General features: G+C 44.0%; 21 protein-coding genes. All 21 read left to right on the forward strand.

Features of this window, described 5'->3' with window-relative positions; translation table 11 throughout:
* The first annotated feature begins 310 nt into the window (after positions 1–310).
* The 21 genes from E5161_RS00115 (at position 311) to E5161_RS00215 (ending at position 15,132) form a co-directional block, all read left to right on the forward strand.
* Complete coding sequence (locus tag E5161_RS00115) at positions 311–724, forward strand: RidA family protein (RefSeq protein ID WP_136775575.1); 414 nt, start codon at positions 311–313, stop codon at positions 722–724.
* On the forward strand, positions 721–1,149 hold the full coding sequence (locus E5161_RS00120) for a GNAT family N-acetyltransferase (protein ID WP_342773804.1): 429 nt from the start codon (positions 721–723) through the stop codon (positions 1,147–1,149). The genes E5161_RS00115 and E5161_RS00120 overlap by 4 nt, the downstream gene beginning before the upstream one ends.
* A 57-nt stretch (positions 1,150–1,206) precedes the next feature.
* Positions 1,207–1,905: a ferritin-like domain-containing protein gene (locus tag E5161_RS00125; RefSeq protein WP_136775576.1), complete on the forward strand. Its 699-nt coding sequence runs from the start codon at positions 1,207–1,209 to the stop codon at positions 1,903–1,905.
* Positions 1,906–1,922: 17 nt separating this feature from the next.
* The gene (locus tag E5161_RS00130) at positions 1,923–2,399 is read left to right on the forward strand and encodes a cupin domain-containing protein (protein ID WP_136775577.1); all 477 of its coding nucleotides are present in this window, start codon (positions 1,923–1,925) and stop codon (positions 2,397–2,399) included.
* Between the two features lie 310 nt (positions 2,400–2,709).
* Entirely contained in the window at positions 2,710–3,186 is a 477-nt protein-coding gene (locus tag E5161_RS00135; protein ID WP_136775578.1) for a GyrI-like domain-containing protein, read from the forward strand.
* Positions 3,187–3,285: 99 nt separating this feature from the next.
* Positions 3,286–3,918: a GyrI-like domain-containing protein gene (locus E5161_RS00140; RefSeq protein WP_136775579.1), complete on the forward strand. Its 633-nt coding sequence runs from the start codon at positions 3,286–3,288 to the stop codon at positions 3,916–3,918.
* 43 nt (positions 3,919–3,961) lie between these two features.
* Entirely contained in the window at positions 3,962–4,459 is a 498-nt protein-coding gene (locus tag E5161_RS00145; RefSeq protein ID WP_136775580.1) for a DUF3995 domain-containing protein, read from the forward strand.
* Between the two features lie 21 nt (positions 4,460–4,480).
* Positions 4,481–4,804 carry a DUF3024 domain-containing protein gene (locus E5161_RS00150; RefSeq protein WP_136775581.1) on the forward strand — a complete coding sequence of 108 codons (324 nt, stop codon included), beginning with the start codon at positions 4,481–4,483 and terminating at the stop codon, positions 4,802–4,804.
* A 283-nt stretch (positions 4,805–5,087) separates the two neighbouring features.
* Positions 5,088–5,825 (forward strand): hypothetical protein, encoded by a 738-nt coding sequence (locus tag E5161_RS00155; RefSeq protein ID WP_136775582.1) that lies wholly within the window; start codon positions 5,088–5,090, stop codon positions 5,823–5,825.
* Between the two features lie 9 nt (positions 5,826–5,834).
* Positions 5,835–7,523 carry a vWA domain-containing protein gene (locus E5161_RS00160; RefSeq protein WP_136775583.1) on the forward strand — a complete coding sequence of 563 codons (1,689 nt, stop codon included), beginning with the start codon at positions 5,835–5,837 and terminating at the stop codon, positions 7,521–7,523.
* 26 nt (positions 7,524–7,549) lie between these two features.
* The gene (locus tag E5161_RS00165; RefSeq protein WP_136775584.1) at positions 7,550–8,689 is read left to right on the forward strand and encodes a toxic anion resistance protein; all 1,140 of its coding nucleotides are present in this window, start codon (positions 7,550–7,552) and stop codon (positions 8,687–8,689) included.
* A 59-nt stretch (positions 8,690–8,748) separates the two neighbouring features.
* Positions 8,749–9,006 carry a DUF2164 domain-containing protein gene (locus tag E5161_RS00170; RefSeq protein WP_136775585.1) on the forward strand — a complete coding sequence of 86 codons (258 nt, stop codon included), beginning with the start codon at positions 8,749–8,751 and terminating at the stop codon, positions 9,004–9,006.
* A gap of 77 nt (positions 9,007–9,083) precedes the next feature.
* Entirely contained in the window at positions 9,084–9,542 is a 459-nt protein-coding gene (locus tag E5161_RS00175) for a GNAT family N-acetyltransferase (protein ID WP_136775586.1), read from the forward strand.
* A 97-nt stretch (positions 9,543–9,639) separates the two neighbouring features.
* Positions 9,640–10,260, forward strand: a complete 621-nt coding sequence (locus E5161_RS00180; RefSeq protein WP_136775587.1) for an FMN-binding negative transcriptional regulator — start codon at positions 9,640–9,642, stop codon at positions 10,258–10,260.
* 28 nt (positions 10,261–10,288) lie between these two features.
* Entirely contained in the window at positions 10,289–10,984 is a 696-nt protein-coding gene (locus tag E5161_RS00185; protein ID WP_246042036.1) for a class I SAM-dependent methyltransferase, read from the forward strand.
* Positions 10,985–11,001: 17 nt separating this feature from the next.
* Positions 11,002–11,193: a hypothetical protein gene (locus E5161_RS00190; protein ID WP_136775589.1), complete on the forward strand. Its 192-nt coding sequence runs from the start codon at positions 11,002–11,004 to the stop codon at positions 11,191–11,193.
* Positions 11,194–11,268: 75 nt separating this feature from the next.
* Positions 11,269–11,751: a hypothetical protein gene (locus tag E5161_RS00195; protein ID WP_136775590.1), complete on the forward strand. Its 483-nt coding sequence runs from the start codon at positions 11,269–11,271 to the stop codon at positions 11,749–11,751.
* A gap of 196 nt (positions 11,752–11,947) precedes the next feature.
* Positions 11,948–13,561, forward strand: a complete 1,614-nt coding sequence (locus E5161_RS00200; RefSeq protein WP_136775591.1) for a glycoside hydrolase family 13 protein — start codon at positions 11,948–11,950, stop codon at positions 13,559–13,561.
* 118 nt (positions 13,562–13,679) lie between these two features.
* Positions 13,680–14,324: an HD domain-containing protein gene (locus E5161_RS00205; RefSeq protein ID WP_136775592.1), complete on the forward strand. Its 645-nt coding sequence runs from the start codon at positions 13,680–13,682 to the stop codon at positions 14,322–14,324.
* Positions 14,321–14,848 (forward strand): GNAT family N-acetyltransferase, encoded by a 528-nt coding sequence (locus E5161_RS00210; RefSeq protein ID WP_136775593.1) that lies wholly within the window; start codon positions 14,321–14,323, stop codon positions 14,846–14,848. The genes E5161_RS00205 and E5161_RS00210 overlap by 4 nt, the downstream gene beginning before the upstream one ends.
* A 17-nt stretch (positions 14,849–14,865) precedes the next feature.
* A complete protein-coding gene (locus E5161_RS00215; RefSeq protein WP_136775594.1) occupies positions 14,866–15,132 on the forward strand; it encodes a hypothetical protein in 267 nt (88 codons plus the stop codon).
* The last annotated feature ends 15 nt before the right edge of the window (positions 15,133–15,147 follow it).

The following is a 15,147-nucleotide window of genomic DNA, read 5'->3' on the forward strand; positions in this document are numbered from 1 at the left end:
TAGGTTGTTGCCTTGGGAGCTGACACATGTAATTGTTCTGATTCCTCAACCTTGGTGGAGTATTGAAAAGCCAGAGAACCAAAACTTAATATTGATTCCCAATATAATATGGATTTTGTATATCACAGTTTTGTTTTTCAATAAAGGGGAAAAGGGTATACATGACTATTTAACAGATACGAAAGTAAAGGAATTATAAGACAGTTTATTTGGTTGGTTGTTTAAGATGGCAGTAACTTCTATAAGAGACGTTATATGAAATTGCTGCTTAAGACGATGAAATTATAGAATTTTCAGGAGGGATATATATATGAGAGAAAGAATAAGAGTTTCAACCGGTTCGCCATGGGAACATGCTGTTGGATATAGTAGAGCAATTAGAATCGGGAATGTTATTGAAGTGGCAGGAACCACCGCAATGAAGGACGGAGAAGTTGTAGGTAAAGACAGTGCATATGAACAAACAATATATATCTTGGAGATCATTAAAAGTACGTTGGAACAATTAGGAGCAAGTATGTCCGATGTTATAAGAACAAGAATGTTTGTAACTGATATTAGTAAATGGGAAGAAATAGGGAAAGCTCATGGTCAATATTTTAAGGACATTAGACCAGTAGCTACCATGGTCGAGGTTAAGAGTCTAATTGATCCAAATTTAATGGTTGAAATCGAAGTACAAGCACTAATAAATGATATTTGTTTCAAGGATGACAAAAATTGAAAGATGGGAATTTAATGATTATCTACTTAGATTCATTAGAAGGAATAAACGCAACCCAGTTAGACACTGGTTTTTTTCATGGGTGGCCAAGTCCGCCCCCAATTCATAAATTTTATGAAATACTAAAAAATTCAACATTCATATGCCTAGCTTTAGATACTGATACGAAACAAGTTGTCGGATTTATCAATGCATTATCGGATAAGATCTTAACAGCTTACATTCCTTTATTAGAAGTTATTCCAGAATATCAAGGTAAGGGAATCGGAACTGAGCTAGTTCTACGAATGAAAGAGCAATTAAAGGACTTTTATATGATCGATTTGCTTTGTGATGAGAATACTCAGGAGTTTTATTCACATATAGGGATGATAAGGGCAACTGGAATGATGATAAGAAATTACAATAATCAATCAGGGAAATAATTATATCGGGTACAAGAATGTTATCTGACATAAACCAAATTGATATGGAGTAAAACCATGGACTTCAACTTTTGGAAAAATTACTTTCTAAATAACAAGTTAAATCTAAAGTTGATTGAATGGGACGAAGACTACAATTTATCTACATATGAACGCGAAACAATCATTAAATCTATACAACAGTTTCAGCTGGGAGAGAATTCAGAAGGGAAGTATCTAATAAATAATGCAAAGAAATATGTGTTAAAAACGCAAGATCAAGACTATTACGATGCACTATTAGAATTCATTCGAGAAGAACAACGGCACGCAAGAGATTTAGCCAAATTTATGAGAAGACAAGATATACCGCTAATTCAAGACCACTGGGTTGATCAAGTTTTCAGAAAGCTCCGTAGGTTCGCAGGGTTAGAATCATCAGTCATGGTATTGATAACAGCAGAGATCATAGCAAAGGTCTATTATAAAGCACTTAAAATGTGTACGAATTCAAAAGTTTTAAATGGTCTATGTGATCAAATTTTGCAGGACGAAGAAAAGCATGTTGAATTTCAATCCGAGACTCTTCGTAAGTTAACAGAACACAGAAACAAAACCCTTATCAGTATTTCTAGGTTTATTCATCGAGCGTTGCTTGAAGGTACATTGATTATTGTGTGGAACCAACATAATGAAGTATTTAGAGCTGGAGGGTATAGTTTTAGCAGCTTTTGCTCTGCTTGTAGAAATGAATTTAAAGAATCAAAAAAATATTAAAAGATTGGAGGATAAAGATGTCAAGTATACCCTTTTCTCGTCAAGTATCTGAAGACAACTCATTCTTATTTTTAGGTAATAAGGTCTCCTTATTAGTGTTGGGCGAAGAAACGCAAGGTCAATACGCAATTATTCAAACTGAGGAACGGAAAGGATTTGAGCCACCGCCACATGTACATACCCGAGAGGATGAAAATTTCTATGTTCTGGAAGGTGAAGTTACCTACTTTATAGCGGATCAGGTTATTCGTGCCACACCAGGAACTTATGTACATGCACCACGTGGAATTGAACATACCTTTAAATTAAATACGGATCTAGCCAAAGTTTTAGTATCCGTTTATCCTTCTGGATTCGAAAAATTTGTTAGAGAACTCAGTATTCCTGTCCCAGATCAAATGCCTTCAGCTCTAGAGGGGCCTCCTAGCCCTGAAGAGGTACAAAGGTTGATTTCGATTGCTAAGAAATATGGAATTGAGATGAATATGGGTTAAGCAAAAACACAATTCAAACAAGCAATAAAGCTGGGCTACTAAGATGAAGTTGTGAATTGTAACTGAATGGTATAATTAACCTACGATATTGCTCTTTTATCTTACATCGGGAATAACAACAAGAGAAAGTAAAAACCCACCCCAAGGTTGCAGCCAAGGTGGGTTTTTGAACCTCTACGACCTAGACGTGGATTTCGGAGGAGCTGGATCAGACTTAGACACCCGACTCCCTAAGATAAGATCTATCAAATTAGCATGTATTGGCATCTAAATATTGAGAAATCAAAAAAACACTTGGAGAGTGATACTCATGGAAGCAACGGAAGTAAAATTACCGGCATTCACAATTGTAGGTTTTAGGATTGAGGCAAACCTAGATGAATTAGAATCTGGCATTGGGAAAAAAACATATGATTCATTGTTATCAAGAAAAGACGAGATCCTTTTAAAGAAGAATGAGAATGTGATTTTAATGCAAATTTATCCGATGAAACCTGGATTTAATCCAAGGATCGATCGCTTTACCCAACTATTTTGTTATGAGGTGAATGAAAGTGACGCAGTACCATCAGGGATGGTGAGCCATCAAGTTTCTGAAAGTAAATATGTATCTTATACACATAAAGGTCTCGAGTCAGAGTTGGGACGGTCGTATGATTACCTTTATGGACAATGGATGCGTAAACATGGACATGCACCAAAAGGGTATGATTTTGAAGTTTGGGATGAGAGGTACAACCCGGAAAGTGCGGAAAATGAGATCGATATGTACGTGGCATTAAGGTAAGGTGTTGGCATAATCCATGATTGCAGTAATAGCGTATAACATAATATTCACGCTGTGTGGCTTACTCCCTCAACATATTGAATAAAGGGGAAATTGGCTTTGAGTAAAAAGGTAGATTATAAAAAAGATTATAAACATCTCTATTTACCAAAAACGTTACCGGAAATTGTCGAAGTGCCGAAGATGCCGTTTTTTAAGGTCAGTGGTTCTGGGGACCCTAACGGCAAGGAATTTACAAAAGCGACAGAAGCTTTATACAGTTTGAGCTATGCAGTGAGGATGTCTTATAAAAGTGATGATGTACCGGCTGGATACTATGAATATACGGTTTTTCCACTTGAGGGCGTATGGGACTTGCTTGATCGGTCAAAGCCTGCGACAGATAAAAGCAATTTTAAGTACACGATTATGATTCGCCAGCCCGACTTTTTGACTGAAAAAGGGTTCGAACGATTTCTGGAAACGACGATGAGTAAAAGGCCAAATCCTTACCTTGAGAAAGTCCGGTTCGAACAAGAAGAAGATGGATTGAGTTGTCAAATGATGCATATCGGAAGCTTTGACGATGAGCCGGAAAGCTTTGCGCGAATGGAAGCGTACTGCATAGAACATGGATTTATCCGTGCAAGCAAAATTCACAGGGAAATATATTTGTCCGATCCCCGAAAAACTGAAACGGCAAAGTTGAAAACGGTTTTAAGATTCCCTGTCCACAACATTTCGGAGAAGTAGGACCAGGCGGACAACCCTGAGAACAAAGTATATAGGAGAAAAAATGAATCATTCAAGGTATTCATGGCCATTATTTGCCGGCATTATATGGTCGATATTGTTTGCTCTAATGAGTTTTTATTGGGCGAGTGGGGGAATGATTGGAGCAGCTACATTAGGCGGAGAAATATATCGAATGGCTATAGCAAGAGAAAATGACTTCGTACTAATCGTATGGTTAACGGGGATACTAAAATTAGTAGGCGGTTTATTATTAGGGACGATGTTAGGAAATTGGGAACATAAATTTTTCATCAAGACTGTTTATTTCGTGGCTTTCGTAAGCGGAATATTGTTATTTTTATATGGACTTGTAAACTTTTCAACCGTTTTACTTTCAATCATAAATTTATTAGAGATGAAGATCGATAGTTATGCTAAGTGGTGGCGTCTTTTGTTTTGGGAGCCTTATTGGATGTTAGGGGGAATACTCTATATCATTTCAAGTAGAAGGTTTGCTATGAAATCGAAGAGGCCAAGGCAAGTAAGTGTAATTCGATGAATTTTCGATGGAGTGATATAAGTGCTAGATCCCTTTACAAAAAAGAGAATTGAGAAAATACTTGAAAACTATATCGACAAAAAAATACCCGCAAATCTCAAAGAAGAATTTCAAATTCATTATAAATTTAGGGGAAATACCGTCACGTTAACTCAAGAACGATCAGGATATATGGGGGGACGTTTTGAGTACCCAATTGCGCAACTAAGGCTAGAAGAAACGCACTGGAAGGTGTATTGGCAAGATAGCAAGAACAAATGGCATTTTGTAGATGACATAAATCCAGATAGAGACTTTGAAAAACAAATAAAAGAAATAGATGGAAACGGTATTTTTTGGGCCTAATCAGTGATGGCTAAATGCTTCAAAGACGGGAATAGAACTGTAATGTTCAAAGTCAGTGGCACCGCAATCAGAACACATCAACGGAGATGTGTTCTTTTTTTTGCATTACCCACTATATCGACCATTCATAAATCATTTGCTGAAAAGGAAAATGAAGGAAGCTGTCGAATTTTTTTCAAGGGGTTAATCCTGCGGGACGAGAAGTCCGTAATGATTCGTTAAAGTTGTGACACTTTTTGGGAAAACGGTCGTATTGCTGAGTGAGGGAAGAGGAGGTAGAGGGTTGACCGGAACGAAAATGTTCAAGCTGCTTGGACTAATTGTCGGCGTTGTTGCCGCAAACGTCGTCCTACAATCACCCGGTTTTATCGGGATAAAAATCGGCGAAAATGCGCTCCAGACGGCAACGGGGGTTACGTTTCTGCTCGCCAGCGGGATCGCATTGGTTTATGGGATTTATGTTATACAGTTTAAACCGGCAGCCGCCATCCCGCTCAAACGGATTCGAACGCACGAAGACTACGTAGAGGCCCTCAACCGTTACAAACGTGTAAAAGTGCTTGAGTCAGACGTCGAGCTTGCCTTGGACCAGTTGGAACGGCTGCATAAGAAAAAAGAGAGCTTGTTCGATGTCCTGCAAGAGAGATTCGAACCCGACGAGTTAAGCTACAAGAAGTTCGCAGCTGTCATTCAAGAGGTGGAGAAGCTCGTCTTTCTTAACGTCAGGAGCTTGCTGAACCGGCTGAGCATCTTCGACGAAAACGAGTACAAGCGCGTAATGGGCCATCAGCCGGCGAAATACTCAGCGGCGGTTCTTGAAGAAAAGACGATTTTATACAATGAATTTATGACATTTATTAGAAGTTCTCTCGATACGAATGAGGAAATCCTGCTGAAGCTGGAAAAGCTGCTTGTCGAGATTTCCCGCCTGGACAGCTTGGAGCCGGGGGACATCGAGAACATGACAGGCATGCGGGAAATCGATGCGTTAATTAAACAAACGAAATTTTATAAACAATAGAGGTGGAGTATGACGAGCAAAGGCAAATTTTTGGTCTTATCGGGAGTTGTCTTGGTTCTTGCGTTCGTCCTTGTATATTATGGCGTCAATCTGACGTCGAACCTGGGGAAATCAAAAGGTGAAGTGACGGCGGAAAATGCGGGCAAGCGGCTAAGTAAGTTGTACTCCGATCTCTCGGTAACGACCCTGGAGCCGGTGAAAGGCCAAATCGACCTCGATCCGATCGATGTCGCAGCCTCTTTACCGGACATCTCGAAATTCCCCATTACGGTCAATAACACGACCGACGTATTCGTGGAGATTTTCTCGTCCACTGAAAAATCTGGCAGCGGGGTAGACGGGTGGCTGACCGATGCGGCTGCGGATTTTAACAAAGCCAATATCACAGTTGACGGAAAACCGGTTTCGGTCAAAGTGCGCAATATCGCATCAGGCACGGCCACAGATTACATTAAATCGGGCAAGTATGTACCGGATGCATTCACGCCTTCCAATGAGCTGTGGGGCGAGATCATCAAGGCAAGCGGAGTGAAGACACAGCTCGTATCTAAGCGTATCGTCGGCAACGTTCCCGGCATTGTCATCTCAAAAGCGAAATACGATGCTCTTGTCGGTAAGTATGGCGCGGTTAACGTGAAAACCGTTACAGAAGCTATCGCGAGCAATGAGTTCGCCATGGGGTATACCGATCCTTTTGCCAGTTCGACCGGATTGAACCTCCTCGTCACGGCACTTCAAACGTTTGACAAATCGAACCCGTTAAGCGACACAGCGGTGCAGGGCTTCGAGAAGTTCCAGGCGAACGTACCGTTCATCGCATCGACGACAATCCAAATGAGGGACGCGGCCAAATCGGGTGCTCTTGACGGATTCGTTCTGGAGTATCAAACCTATGTTAATGCGGCGGATTTGAAGAGCGGGTATGTGTTCACGCCGTTCGGTGTGAGACACGACAGCCCATTGTATGCACTGGGCGATTTGCCTCAGGGGAAGCTCGACATTATCAAGAAGTTCGCCGAGTTCGTAACCCAGGAGAAGTACCAGCAAGCGGCGAAAAAGAAAGGTTTTAACGAGCTCGAAGATTACAAGTCGGAAATGGCCGTCTTGGACGGCAATGTCCTGGCTTCCGCGCAGAAAGTGTGGAAAGAGAAGAAGAACGGCAGCAAGTCGATTGCCGCCGTTTTTGTAGCCGATGTTTCCGGAAGCATGGACGGCGAGCCGCTCAATCGATTGAAAGAGTCCTTGTTGAAAGGCCAGAAATTTTTGGGCCGAGACAACAGCATCGGCTTGATATCTTACTCGGATAAAGTCACCATCAATTTGCCGATCGCCAAATACGATACGAATCAACAGTCCATGTTTGTCGGTGCAGTGAAAAGTCTTCAAGCTGGTGGAGGAACGGCGACATTCGATGGCATCATCGCAGCGCTGAAGCTGTTGCAGGACGAATTGGCCGCGCATCCGAACGAGAAACCCCTGATCTTTGTTTTAAGTGACGGAGAGACGAACCAAGGGAATTCGCTCAAAGACATTAAGGGACTCATCGAGAATTACAAGGTGCCGATTTATACGATCGGCTACAACGCCAATATCCAAGCTCTTCAAAGCATATCCAGCATCAACGAGGCGGCCAGCATCAACGCGGATACGGATGACGTTGTCTACAAAATCGGCAACTTGTTTAACGCGCAGATGTAATCTTAAGAAACGAGAGGAGAATTTGGATGTCATTTTCGATGGAAGTGGCCAGCCCGGAAGAAATTAAAGCTTCAATTGAGCAAGAGGTGAAGCCGGTCCCCGAGGAAGTTGCGAAGCTTCAGGAGGCTGCGGATTCGAACGTCGCTGCGATCATGGCGCTTGATATCGACTCTCTGGAGAAACGCAAGGAGATCCTGCAATCCATCGATACATTCGGCCTGAATACGATGCGGTCGTCTTCGGAGAAAAATTCCCTGCTTCAGGTCTCAGTCGGAAATCTTTCCAAAACGGGGGATGAAGGCGGACAGGTGGCCAAGGGGTTAGCAGAATTACACACTCAGTTGAAGGATTTGGACCCGAGTTTGATTGATTTCGCGAAGACAGGATTCCTGGGCAAGCTTTTCAATCCGGTCAGGGCCTATTTTCTCAAATTCCAGAAAGCCGATTCGGTTATCGCAGACATCGTAACCTCCTTGGATAAGGGCAAAACGACGCTCAAAAATGACAACACGACACTGGAAATCGAGCAGCAAGCGCTTCGGGATTTGACCAAGAAGCTGCAGAAGGAAATCCAGCTCGGGTCGATGATGGACCAATCGATCGAGGCACAGATCGAAGCGGCCAAACAGCGGAATGAAGACCCCGACAAGATTCGGTTTATCACGGAAGAAGTGCTGTTCCCTTTGCGCCAGCGCGTGATGGATTTGCAGCAGATGCTTGTCGTGAACCAACAGGGGATCATGGCGATCGAAGTGGTCATTCGCAATAATAAAGAACTGATTCGTGGAGTGGACCGTGCCAAAAACGTAACGGTTTCGGCGTTGAAGATTTCGGTCACTGTGGCCAGCGCGCTTTACAATCAGAAGATTGTATTGAAAAAGATCCAACTGTTGAACGAAACGACGAACAATTTGATCGCCTCCACATCGCGTATGCTGAAGGAGCAAGGAGCGGAAATCCACAAACAGTCGCTCGAAACGAACATTTCGGTCGATACGCTGAAACAGGCATTTTCCGATGTGTTGTCTGCGCTCGACTCGATCAGCACGTATAAACAAGAGGCACTGCCCAAAATGCGTGAAACGATCCACCAGTTCCGGGAACTGGCGGATCAGGGAGAGCAGCAAATTCAGAGGCTGGAAAAAGGGCATAAGCTGGGTCTGTGAGGCTTTCCGTTCCAGTGGTAAGATTGAAGTAATCAGATTAAGACGAGGCTGCGTGGTGAATGGATATGCTGAAACTGCCGAGAGAGCAAAAAATGCAATTGGTAAAGAACGTTCAAGGTTATTTTGAAGAAGAGCGGTCAGAAACGTTAGGGGATTTAGCTGCGGAACAGTTCGTTGATTTCATGATCAAAGAACTCGGACCCTACATCTATAACACAGCAATTGAGGACGCTAAGAAATTGATCACCGAGAAATTGCTCCAAATAGACGATGAATTCTATACTCTCGAAAAACCTTTATACAACAGGAAAAGATAACTCAATAAAACACACGACCCGACCCAGGATAAGAGCTGCCTAAGGCCGGGTCGCTTTGTGATCTAAGGAGAACGCTCATGGAGCTGTTAATCAAGAAATTATCAAAAGACGTCTCGGTTCCATACGACATGTTACTTCTTGCGGATCCGTCAAAGGAAATCGTCGATCAATATCTGAACAGAGGGGATTGTTACGTCGCCTCATACAAGGATGACATAATCGGCGTTTTTGTTTTATTGAAGACGCGCCCGGAGACAATTGAAATCGTAAATATTGCGGTCAAAGAAGACTTCCAAGCGAGAGGAATCGGGAAGAAGCTGGTTCTAAGCGCGATCGATATAGCCAAACAAGAGCATGTGAAAACGATTGAGATCGGAACCGGAAACTCGGGGATGAAGCAGATGGCTTTATATCAGAAATGCGGGTTTCGTATCGTCGGAGTGGATCAAGACTTTTTTACGCGGCATTACGATGAAGACATTTTTGAAAACGGGATACAGTGCCGCGACATGATCCGATTAAGGCTAGAGATTTAAGGAGGTACCTATGATCCAGTGTCCTTGGTGTAATCGAAAAGTAATTTTAGTCGATGCAATATTGGATATCCTATTCGGTTAATAAGGATGATTGAACATGTATATACCCAAGCATTTCGCCGTTCATGACAAAGAGAAGATTTTTGAATTTGTCGAAAAGAATAGTTTTTGCATTTTGTTTTCGAATCATAACGGTTCTCCGGAAGCTACTCATTTACCGGTTGTTCTCGACCGAGACGCCGGTGATTTGTCCGGGCATTTTGCGAAGCAAAACACGCAATGGACAGATATAGAGGAGCAGGAGGTCTTGCTTGTTTTTCAAGGTCCCCACAGCTACATTTCTTCCTCTTGGTATGAGACGAATCTTTCCGTGCCCACTTGGAATTACGTCGCTGTTCACGTTTACGGGACCATAGAACTCATCAAAGATAAGCAAGAATTTCTACAGACATTAAAAGAGTTGGTTGCCAAATACGAGGACGCAAACAGCCCTTATCATTTGGATGACACGAACGAGGAATATATTCAGAACATGATGAATGGGATTGTAGGATTCAAATTGAAGATAAGCAAGATGGAGGGGAAGTGGAAATTAAGCCAAAATCATTCGAGGGAGAGACAACAACGCGTTATCGATCAGTTGAAACAACTTCCCCATGATCACGCTCAGCAGATCGCACGTTTGATGCAACAGAATCTTAGAGGAGAGCAAATTTGACACAACCGTGGAGGTCATTTATTTGTTAATGAACGATGATGTCTATGAGCACATCTCAACACCTTATGAGTTGCTTGTATCTAAAGAAGATTACACGAACAACATTCCCGCTGTACTTGCCGAGATCGCTGATTTCACCAATAAAGATGTTGTGGATCTTGGGGCTGGAACCGGAAGATTGACTTGTATGGCGGCTTCGTCTTGCAACAGCATTGTGGCGGTGGATGCTGCAGCCAACATGCTTAAGGTCACAGCTAGTAAACTAGCAGCCATGGGACTTCGCAATTGGAAAACTTCGGTAGCTGATCTTAGACAAATCCCGCTTGAAGATCAGAGCGCGGACATGATTATAGCCGGGTGGAGCATTTGTTACATGAGCAGCTCGGGTAATCAAGACTGGCAGGAAAATTTGAATCAAGTCATGAAAGAAATAGACAGAGTTTTAAGACCAGGTGGCACAGTGATCATTCTGGAAACCATGGGTACGGGAAATACCGTACCGACTCCGCCTGATTATTTGATTCCGTACTTCAAGAGACTAGAAGAGCAGTATGGTTTCGCGCATAAAGCAATCCGAACAGACTACAAGTTCGATTCCGTTGAACAGGCTGAACAGTTATGCCGCGACTTTTTTGGGGACGAATTAGGAGATCGAATTAAGGGAGAAAAGACAAATATCGTACCTGAATGTACGGGTATTTGGTGGCGGAACAAGAGCGTTTAAAGGAGAGCGGTGTCGGCATGGAAAAAACAATCAAAACGAATGATGATTTATTAAACATGCTGGATGCAAAGTTTCGTCCCGAGAAAGAGTTTTGGAACCCGTTTTATTCGGATCGGGAAAGAACGGTTCCATTCTTTAAAAATTTGCCGGACGAGAATCTCGTGTCCTATATCTCTAGGCTGCGCAGTGTGTGGAGTTCCGTGCGATGAAGGATATTCGCGATCAAGATGTTTTTGGGGTGCCGTTCTTGTGGACATCATTGTGGAAGAAGGTAGACTGAGGAATTGAGGACCAATAATGTACGTTCCACTCTTTTGCACCTATTCGTTTTATTGGCGGCCATTGTTTGTGCGTTTGGTGCAACTGATCTTTTCGAGTGGCTGCTGAGGGGTATCGGTTACATTGTCTTTTTGGCTTTGATCCATTTGATGTATTTTCTTTATGGCTTCCGTTATGGAGTCCATACAGGACGCGCTGGTCGAAATTATTTGTCGTACTGCTTGGTTGCCGGGATTGGAATCCTCGTCTGGTTTATTTGTTTCTTAAATTACGCTGCAAGTTCGGAAGACACTTCTAGTTTTCTCGGACCGGAATTCGTATGGATTTTCAGTGCGGCCTATAACTTTCCAGGCATGTACATCATGAACCTGTTCAACTCCGATCGCTTGGACAATTACGCGCTTGTCGCTCTTTTTCTATTGAATTTCTATCCGTCCACGATCTTCTGGCTAGGTCTTCAAACTCGGGTGAAATTGAAAGGGGCATGACAAACCTACAAAGCGCAAAGCGTCGTCATCGACAAGAACACTTGTCGGTATCTATTTGGATTACTTGTCTTCCCTAAAGAAATAAAGGTGTGGCTCCCGTCCCACAGTTGACCGAAGCCCCTAAATTCGGTACAAATGAAAGGGTATCTGTTTACGTTGAACTGTCAGCGCAACTTGGGAAAAGGGAGCACCGAAAATGAAAAAAACTTGGTGGAAAGAAGCTGTCGTTTATCAGGTCTACTGGCGCAGCTTTTACGATACGGATGGGGACGGTTATGGTGACTTGCAGGGTGTGATCGAGAAATTGGATTACATTCGCAGTCTCGGTGTCGATGTAGTTTGGCTGAATCCTTGCTACGGCTCGCCGGATGTAGATAACGGTTACGATATCTCGGATTACCGCTCAATCATGCCGAAAGCCGGTTCGATGGAAACGTTCGACAAGCTGCTGAAGGAAGTCCATGCCCGCGGCATGAAACTGATCATGGATTTGGTTGTGAACCATACGTCCGATCAGCATCCATGGTTTATTGAGTCTCGCTCGTCCAAAGACAATCCGAAGCGGGATTATTACATTTGGCGGAAAGAAAAGAACAACTGGCGCTCGTACTTCACGCCATCCACTTGGGAATTCGACGAAACGACGGGGGAGTTCTATTTCCACTCTTTTGCAACCGAGCAGCCGGATCTTAACTGGTCCAACCCGCAGGTTCGCGAAGAGATTTACAGCATGATGCGTTTCTGGCTGGACAAAGGCATCGACGGATTCCGCATGGACGTCATCAATCTGTTGGCCAAACAAGAAGGTTTTCCGGATTCGGATAACCCCGATAACATTTCGTACCTGGGCAACAACCCGGGCATTCACGAATATCTTCAAGAAATGCACGACCAAGTGCTGAAACACTACGACATCTTCACGGTCGGCGAGATTCCGTTCGTGTCGCCGGAAGACGGCGTTCTGTATGTAGGCGAGCACCGCGGCGAGTTGAACACGCTGTTCCATTTTGAGGTATGCGATTATATGGCGCACTGGGACATGCAGCGGTTCAAAGAAATCCAGAAGCGCTGGTATGACGGGATGTGGGGGAAAGGCTGGAACTCGCAGTTCCTCAACAACCATGACCATACACGTTTGGTCACCCGATTTGGCAACGATACGACCTACCGCGTGGAATCGGCAAAATGTTTTGCGACGATGTTACACACACTCCCCGGCATGCCATATGTGTACCAGGGGGAAGAGATCGGCATGACCGGCGTTCGATTTGCGTCGATCGAGGATTACAACGACATCGCTCTGAAAAACAAGTACAAGGAAGAAGTGGCTAAAGGCAGAGATCCGCACGAAGTATTCGAAAGCTTGCTGCATTTGGCCAGGGACAACTCGAGAACGCCGATGCAATGGGACGCTTCGCATAATGCCGGCTTCAGTGAAGGCCAGCCATGGCTGAAGTTGAATCCGAACTTTAAAGAAATTAACGTGGAGCAGGCGCTCGCGGATCCCGACTCGGTGTTTTATTACTACCAGAAGCTGATCAAACTGCGGAAAGAGAACGAAGTGATGGTATACGGAAACTATGAGCCGATCTTCGAGGATCACCCGCACCTTTACGCTTACTACCGCACGTTTGGCGATGAGAAGTGGCTGGTGCTGCTGAACATTTCTGAGGAAGAGACGCCCTGTAACTTGCCGGACGAAGTATCCTCGCGGTTGAAGGAAACGATCATCCGGAACTATCCGGAGCGCGCAGCAACGGAAGAAATGCTGCTCAAGCCCTTCGAAGCGTGCATTTACCGCATTGTGTAACAAGCATGCGAGACCGGATCGCCCAATGGCGGTCTGGTCTTTTTTTCCTGTAGATGTATAATCATGAAAGACATGATAGAACACGAAATATGCTGATATTGGAGAGAATGACATCATAATGAACGTTAATGATATTATTCATTCGGCGGAGCAGTTTGTAAAAAAAGAGCTGGAGTCGGACCATACGGGGCATGATTGGTGGCATATCGAACGAGTGCGCAGGCTTGCCCTTGAAATCGCAAAGCTCGAAAAGGCGGATCCGTTCATCTGTGAGCTTGCCGCCTTGCTTCATGATGTGGCAGACGAGAAGCTGAACGTTTCCAAGGAAGCCGGCCTCGACAAAGTAAGAACCTGGCTATTTGATCATGTGGAAGATGTTCAAGTGATCGAGCATGTGATGACCATTATTTCCACGATGTCATTTAACGGAGGCGCCAATCCGCCGATGGACACGCTGGAAGGGCAAATCGTCCAGGATGCGGATCGCCTAGACGCGATTGGCGCGATCGGCATTGCCAGAACCTTCACTTATGGCGGTTCGAAGGGGCGAGTGATGCACGATCCTTTCTTTGAAGTTACGGATACACATTACAGGTCTCCTAACAAAACGACCATCTATCATTTTTATGAAAAGCTGTTAAAACTCAAGGACCTGATGAATACTGCACACGCCCGGCGAATGGCTGAAGATCGGCACGAGTTCATGCTTAGGTATCTGGAGCAGTTTTATAAAGAATGGAACGTGACGGAGGATAACCATTGATTACTTACGCAGAAATGACGAAGGAACAAGCCCATAAAATCGCAGAAATCGACCGTTCGGAAACCATTGATTTCATCTACTCCTACTCATACGGTCAACTTCAGGAGACGGCGACGAACCATGAAGCTCCGGGTTGGGACGATGGATTAATCCGTGAACTTCAGGAACGTTTTCAGTATGAGCTGTCCAACGGCGGTATGGCGATCGGCGCTTATGACGGCGAGCTGCTCGTTGGGTTTGGAGTGCTGGGTCATAAATTTCGAGGTATGGAGCGAAATCAGCTGCAAGTAGATTTGATGTACGTCTCCAGGAATTACCGGAGAAAAGGCATTGGCACGCGTATTCTGGATGAGCTCAGCGATGAAGCGAGAAGAAGAAGCGCCAAGTACTTGTACATATCGTCCACGGAAACGAGATCTGCCGTGTATTTCTACAAGAATAACGGCGGAGAGATTACGGACACCGTGGATCTGGAGCTTTTCGAGAAAGAGCCGCACGACATCCACATGATCAAAAAACTGTGAGTGAGGAGCTGATTCGGTTGGAGTTTCTCAAACACGCCGTATACAAGGTTGCATTTTACTATCAGAAAATGCAGATCATCTTATTATCGATTTTCGTTGTCGGATTGGTAGATTATTTCTTTCTCTATGAGTTTCTGATGTCGCTTGCGCCCCTCGCCTCGGTGCTTGCTTTGGAAGCAGCCCCTCTCGTGCTCACTGTTTTGCTGATCGTAGCGGTTCGAGGCATCATTCTCTATGTGCGCAAAAAAATGAGGGAAAGAAAGAATTATTCCTTGCTGTGGTGAGATGGATGCAATTGA

The sequence above is a fragment of the Cohnella pontilimi genome, from assembly GCF_005049045.1.
Classification (GTDB): domain Bacteria; phylum Bacillota; class Bacilli; order Paenibacillales; family Paenibacillaceae; genus Cohnella; species Cohnella pontilimi.

Bases quoted from the DNA above. Each gene is read 5' to 3' on its own strand.
- E5161_RS00185 (WP_246042036.1), top strand. From the start codon at position 10,289: ATGAACGATGATGTCTATGAGCACATCTCAACACCTTATGAGTTGCTT.
- E5161_RS00165 (WP_136775584.1), top strand. From the start codon at position 7,550: ATGTCATTTTCGATGGAAGTGGCCAGCCCGGAAGAAATTAAAGCTTCA.
- E5161_RS00145 (WP_136775580.1), top strand. From the start codon at position 3,962: ATGAATCATTCAAGGTATTCATGGCCATTATTTGCCGGCATTATATGG.
- E5161_RS00125 (WP_136775576.1), top strand. From the start codon at position 1,207: ATGGACTTCAACTTTTGGAAAAATTACTTTCTAAATAACAAGTTAAAT.
- E5161_RS00170 (WP_136775585.1), top strand. From the start codon at position 8,749: ATGGATATGCTGAAACTGCCGAGAGAGCAAAAAATGCAATTGGTAAAG.
- E5161_RS00160 (WP_136775583.1), top strand. From the start codon at position 5,835: ATGACGAGCAAAGGCAAATTTTTGGTCTTATCGGGAGTTGTCTTGGTT.
- E5161_RS00180 (WP_136775587.1), top strand. From the start codon at position 9,640: ATGTATATACCCAAGCATTTCGCCGTTCATGACAAAGAGAAGATTTTT.
- E5161_RS00175 (WP_136775586.1), top strand. From the start codon at position 9,084: ATGGAGCTGTTAATCAAGAAATTATCAAAAGACGTCTCGGTTCCATAC.
- E5161_RS00200 (WP_136775591.1), top strand. From the start codon at position 11,948: ATGAAAAAAACTTGGTGGAAAGAAGCTGTCGTTTATCAGGTCTACTGG.
- E5161_RS00190 (WP_136775589.1), top strand. From the start codon at position 11,002: ATGGAAAAAACAATCAAAACGAATGATGATTTATTAAACATGCTGGAT.
- E5161_RS00130 (WP_136775577.1), top strand. From the start codon at position 1,923: ATGTCAAGTATACCCTTTTCTCGTCAAGTATCTGAAGACAACTCATTC.
- E5161_RS00115 (WP_136775575.1), top strand. From the start codon at position 311: ATGAGAGAAAGAATAAGAGTTTCAACCGGTTCGCCATGGGAACATGCT.
- E5161_RS00135 (WP_136775578.1), top strand. From the start codon at position 2,710: ATGGAAGCAACGGAAGTAAAATTACCGGCATTCACAATTGTAGGTTTT.
- E5161_RS00205 (WP_136775592.1), top strand. From the start codon at position 13,680: ATGAACGTTAATGATATTATTCATTCGGCGGAGCAGTTTGTAAAAAAA.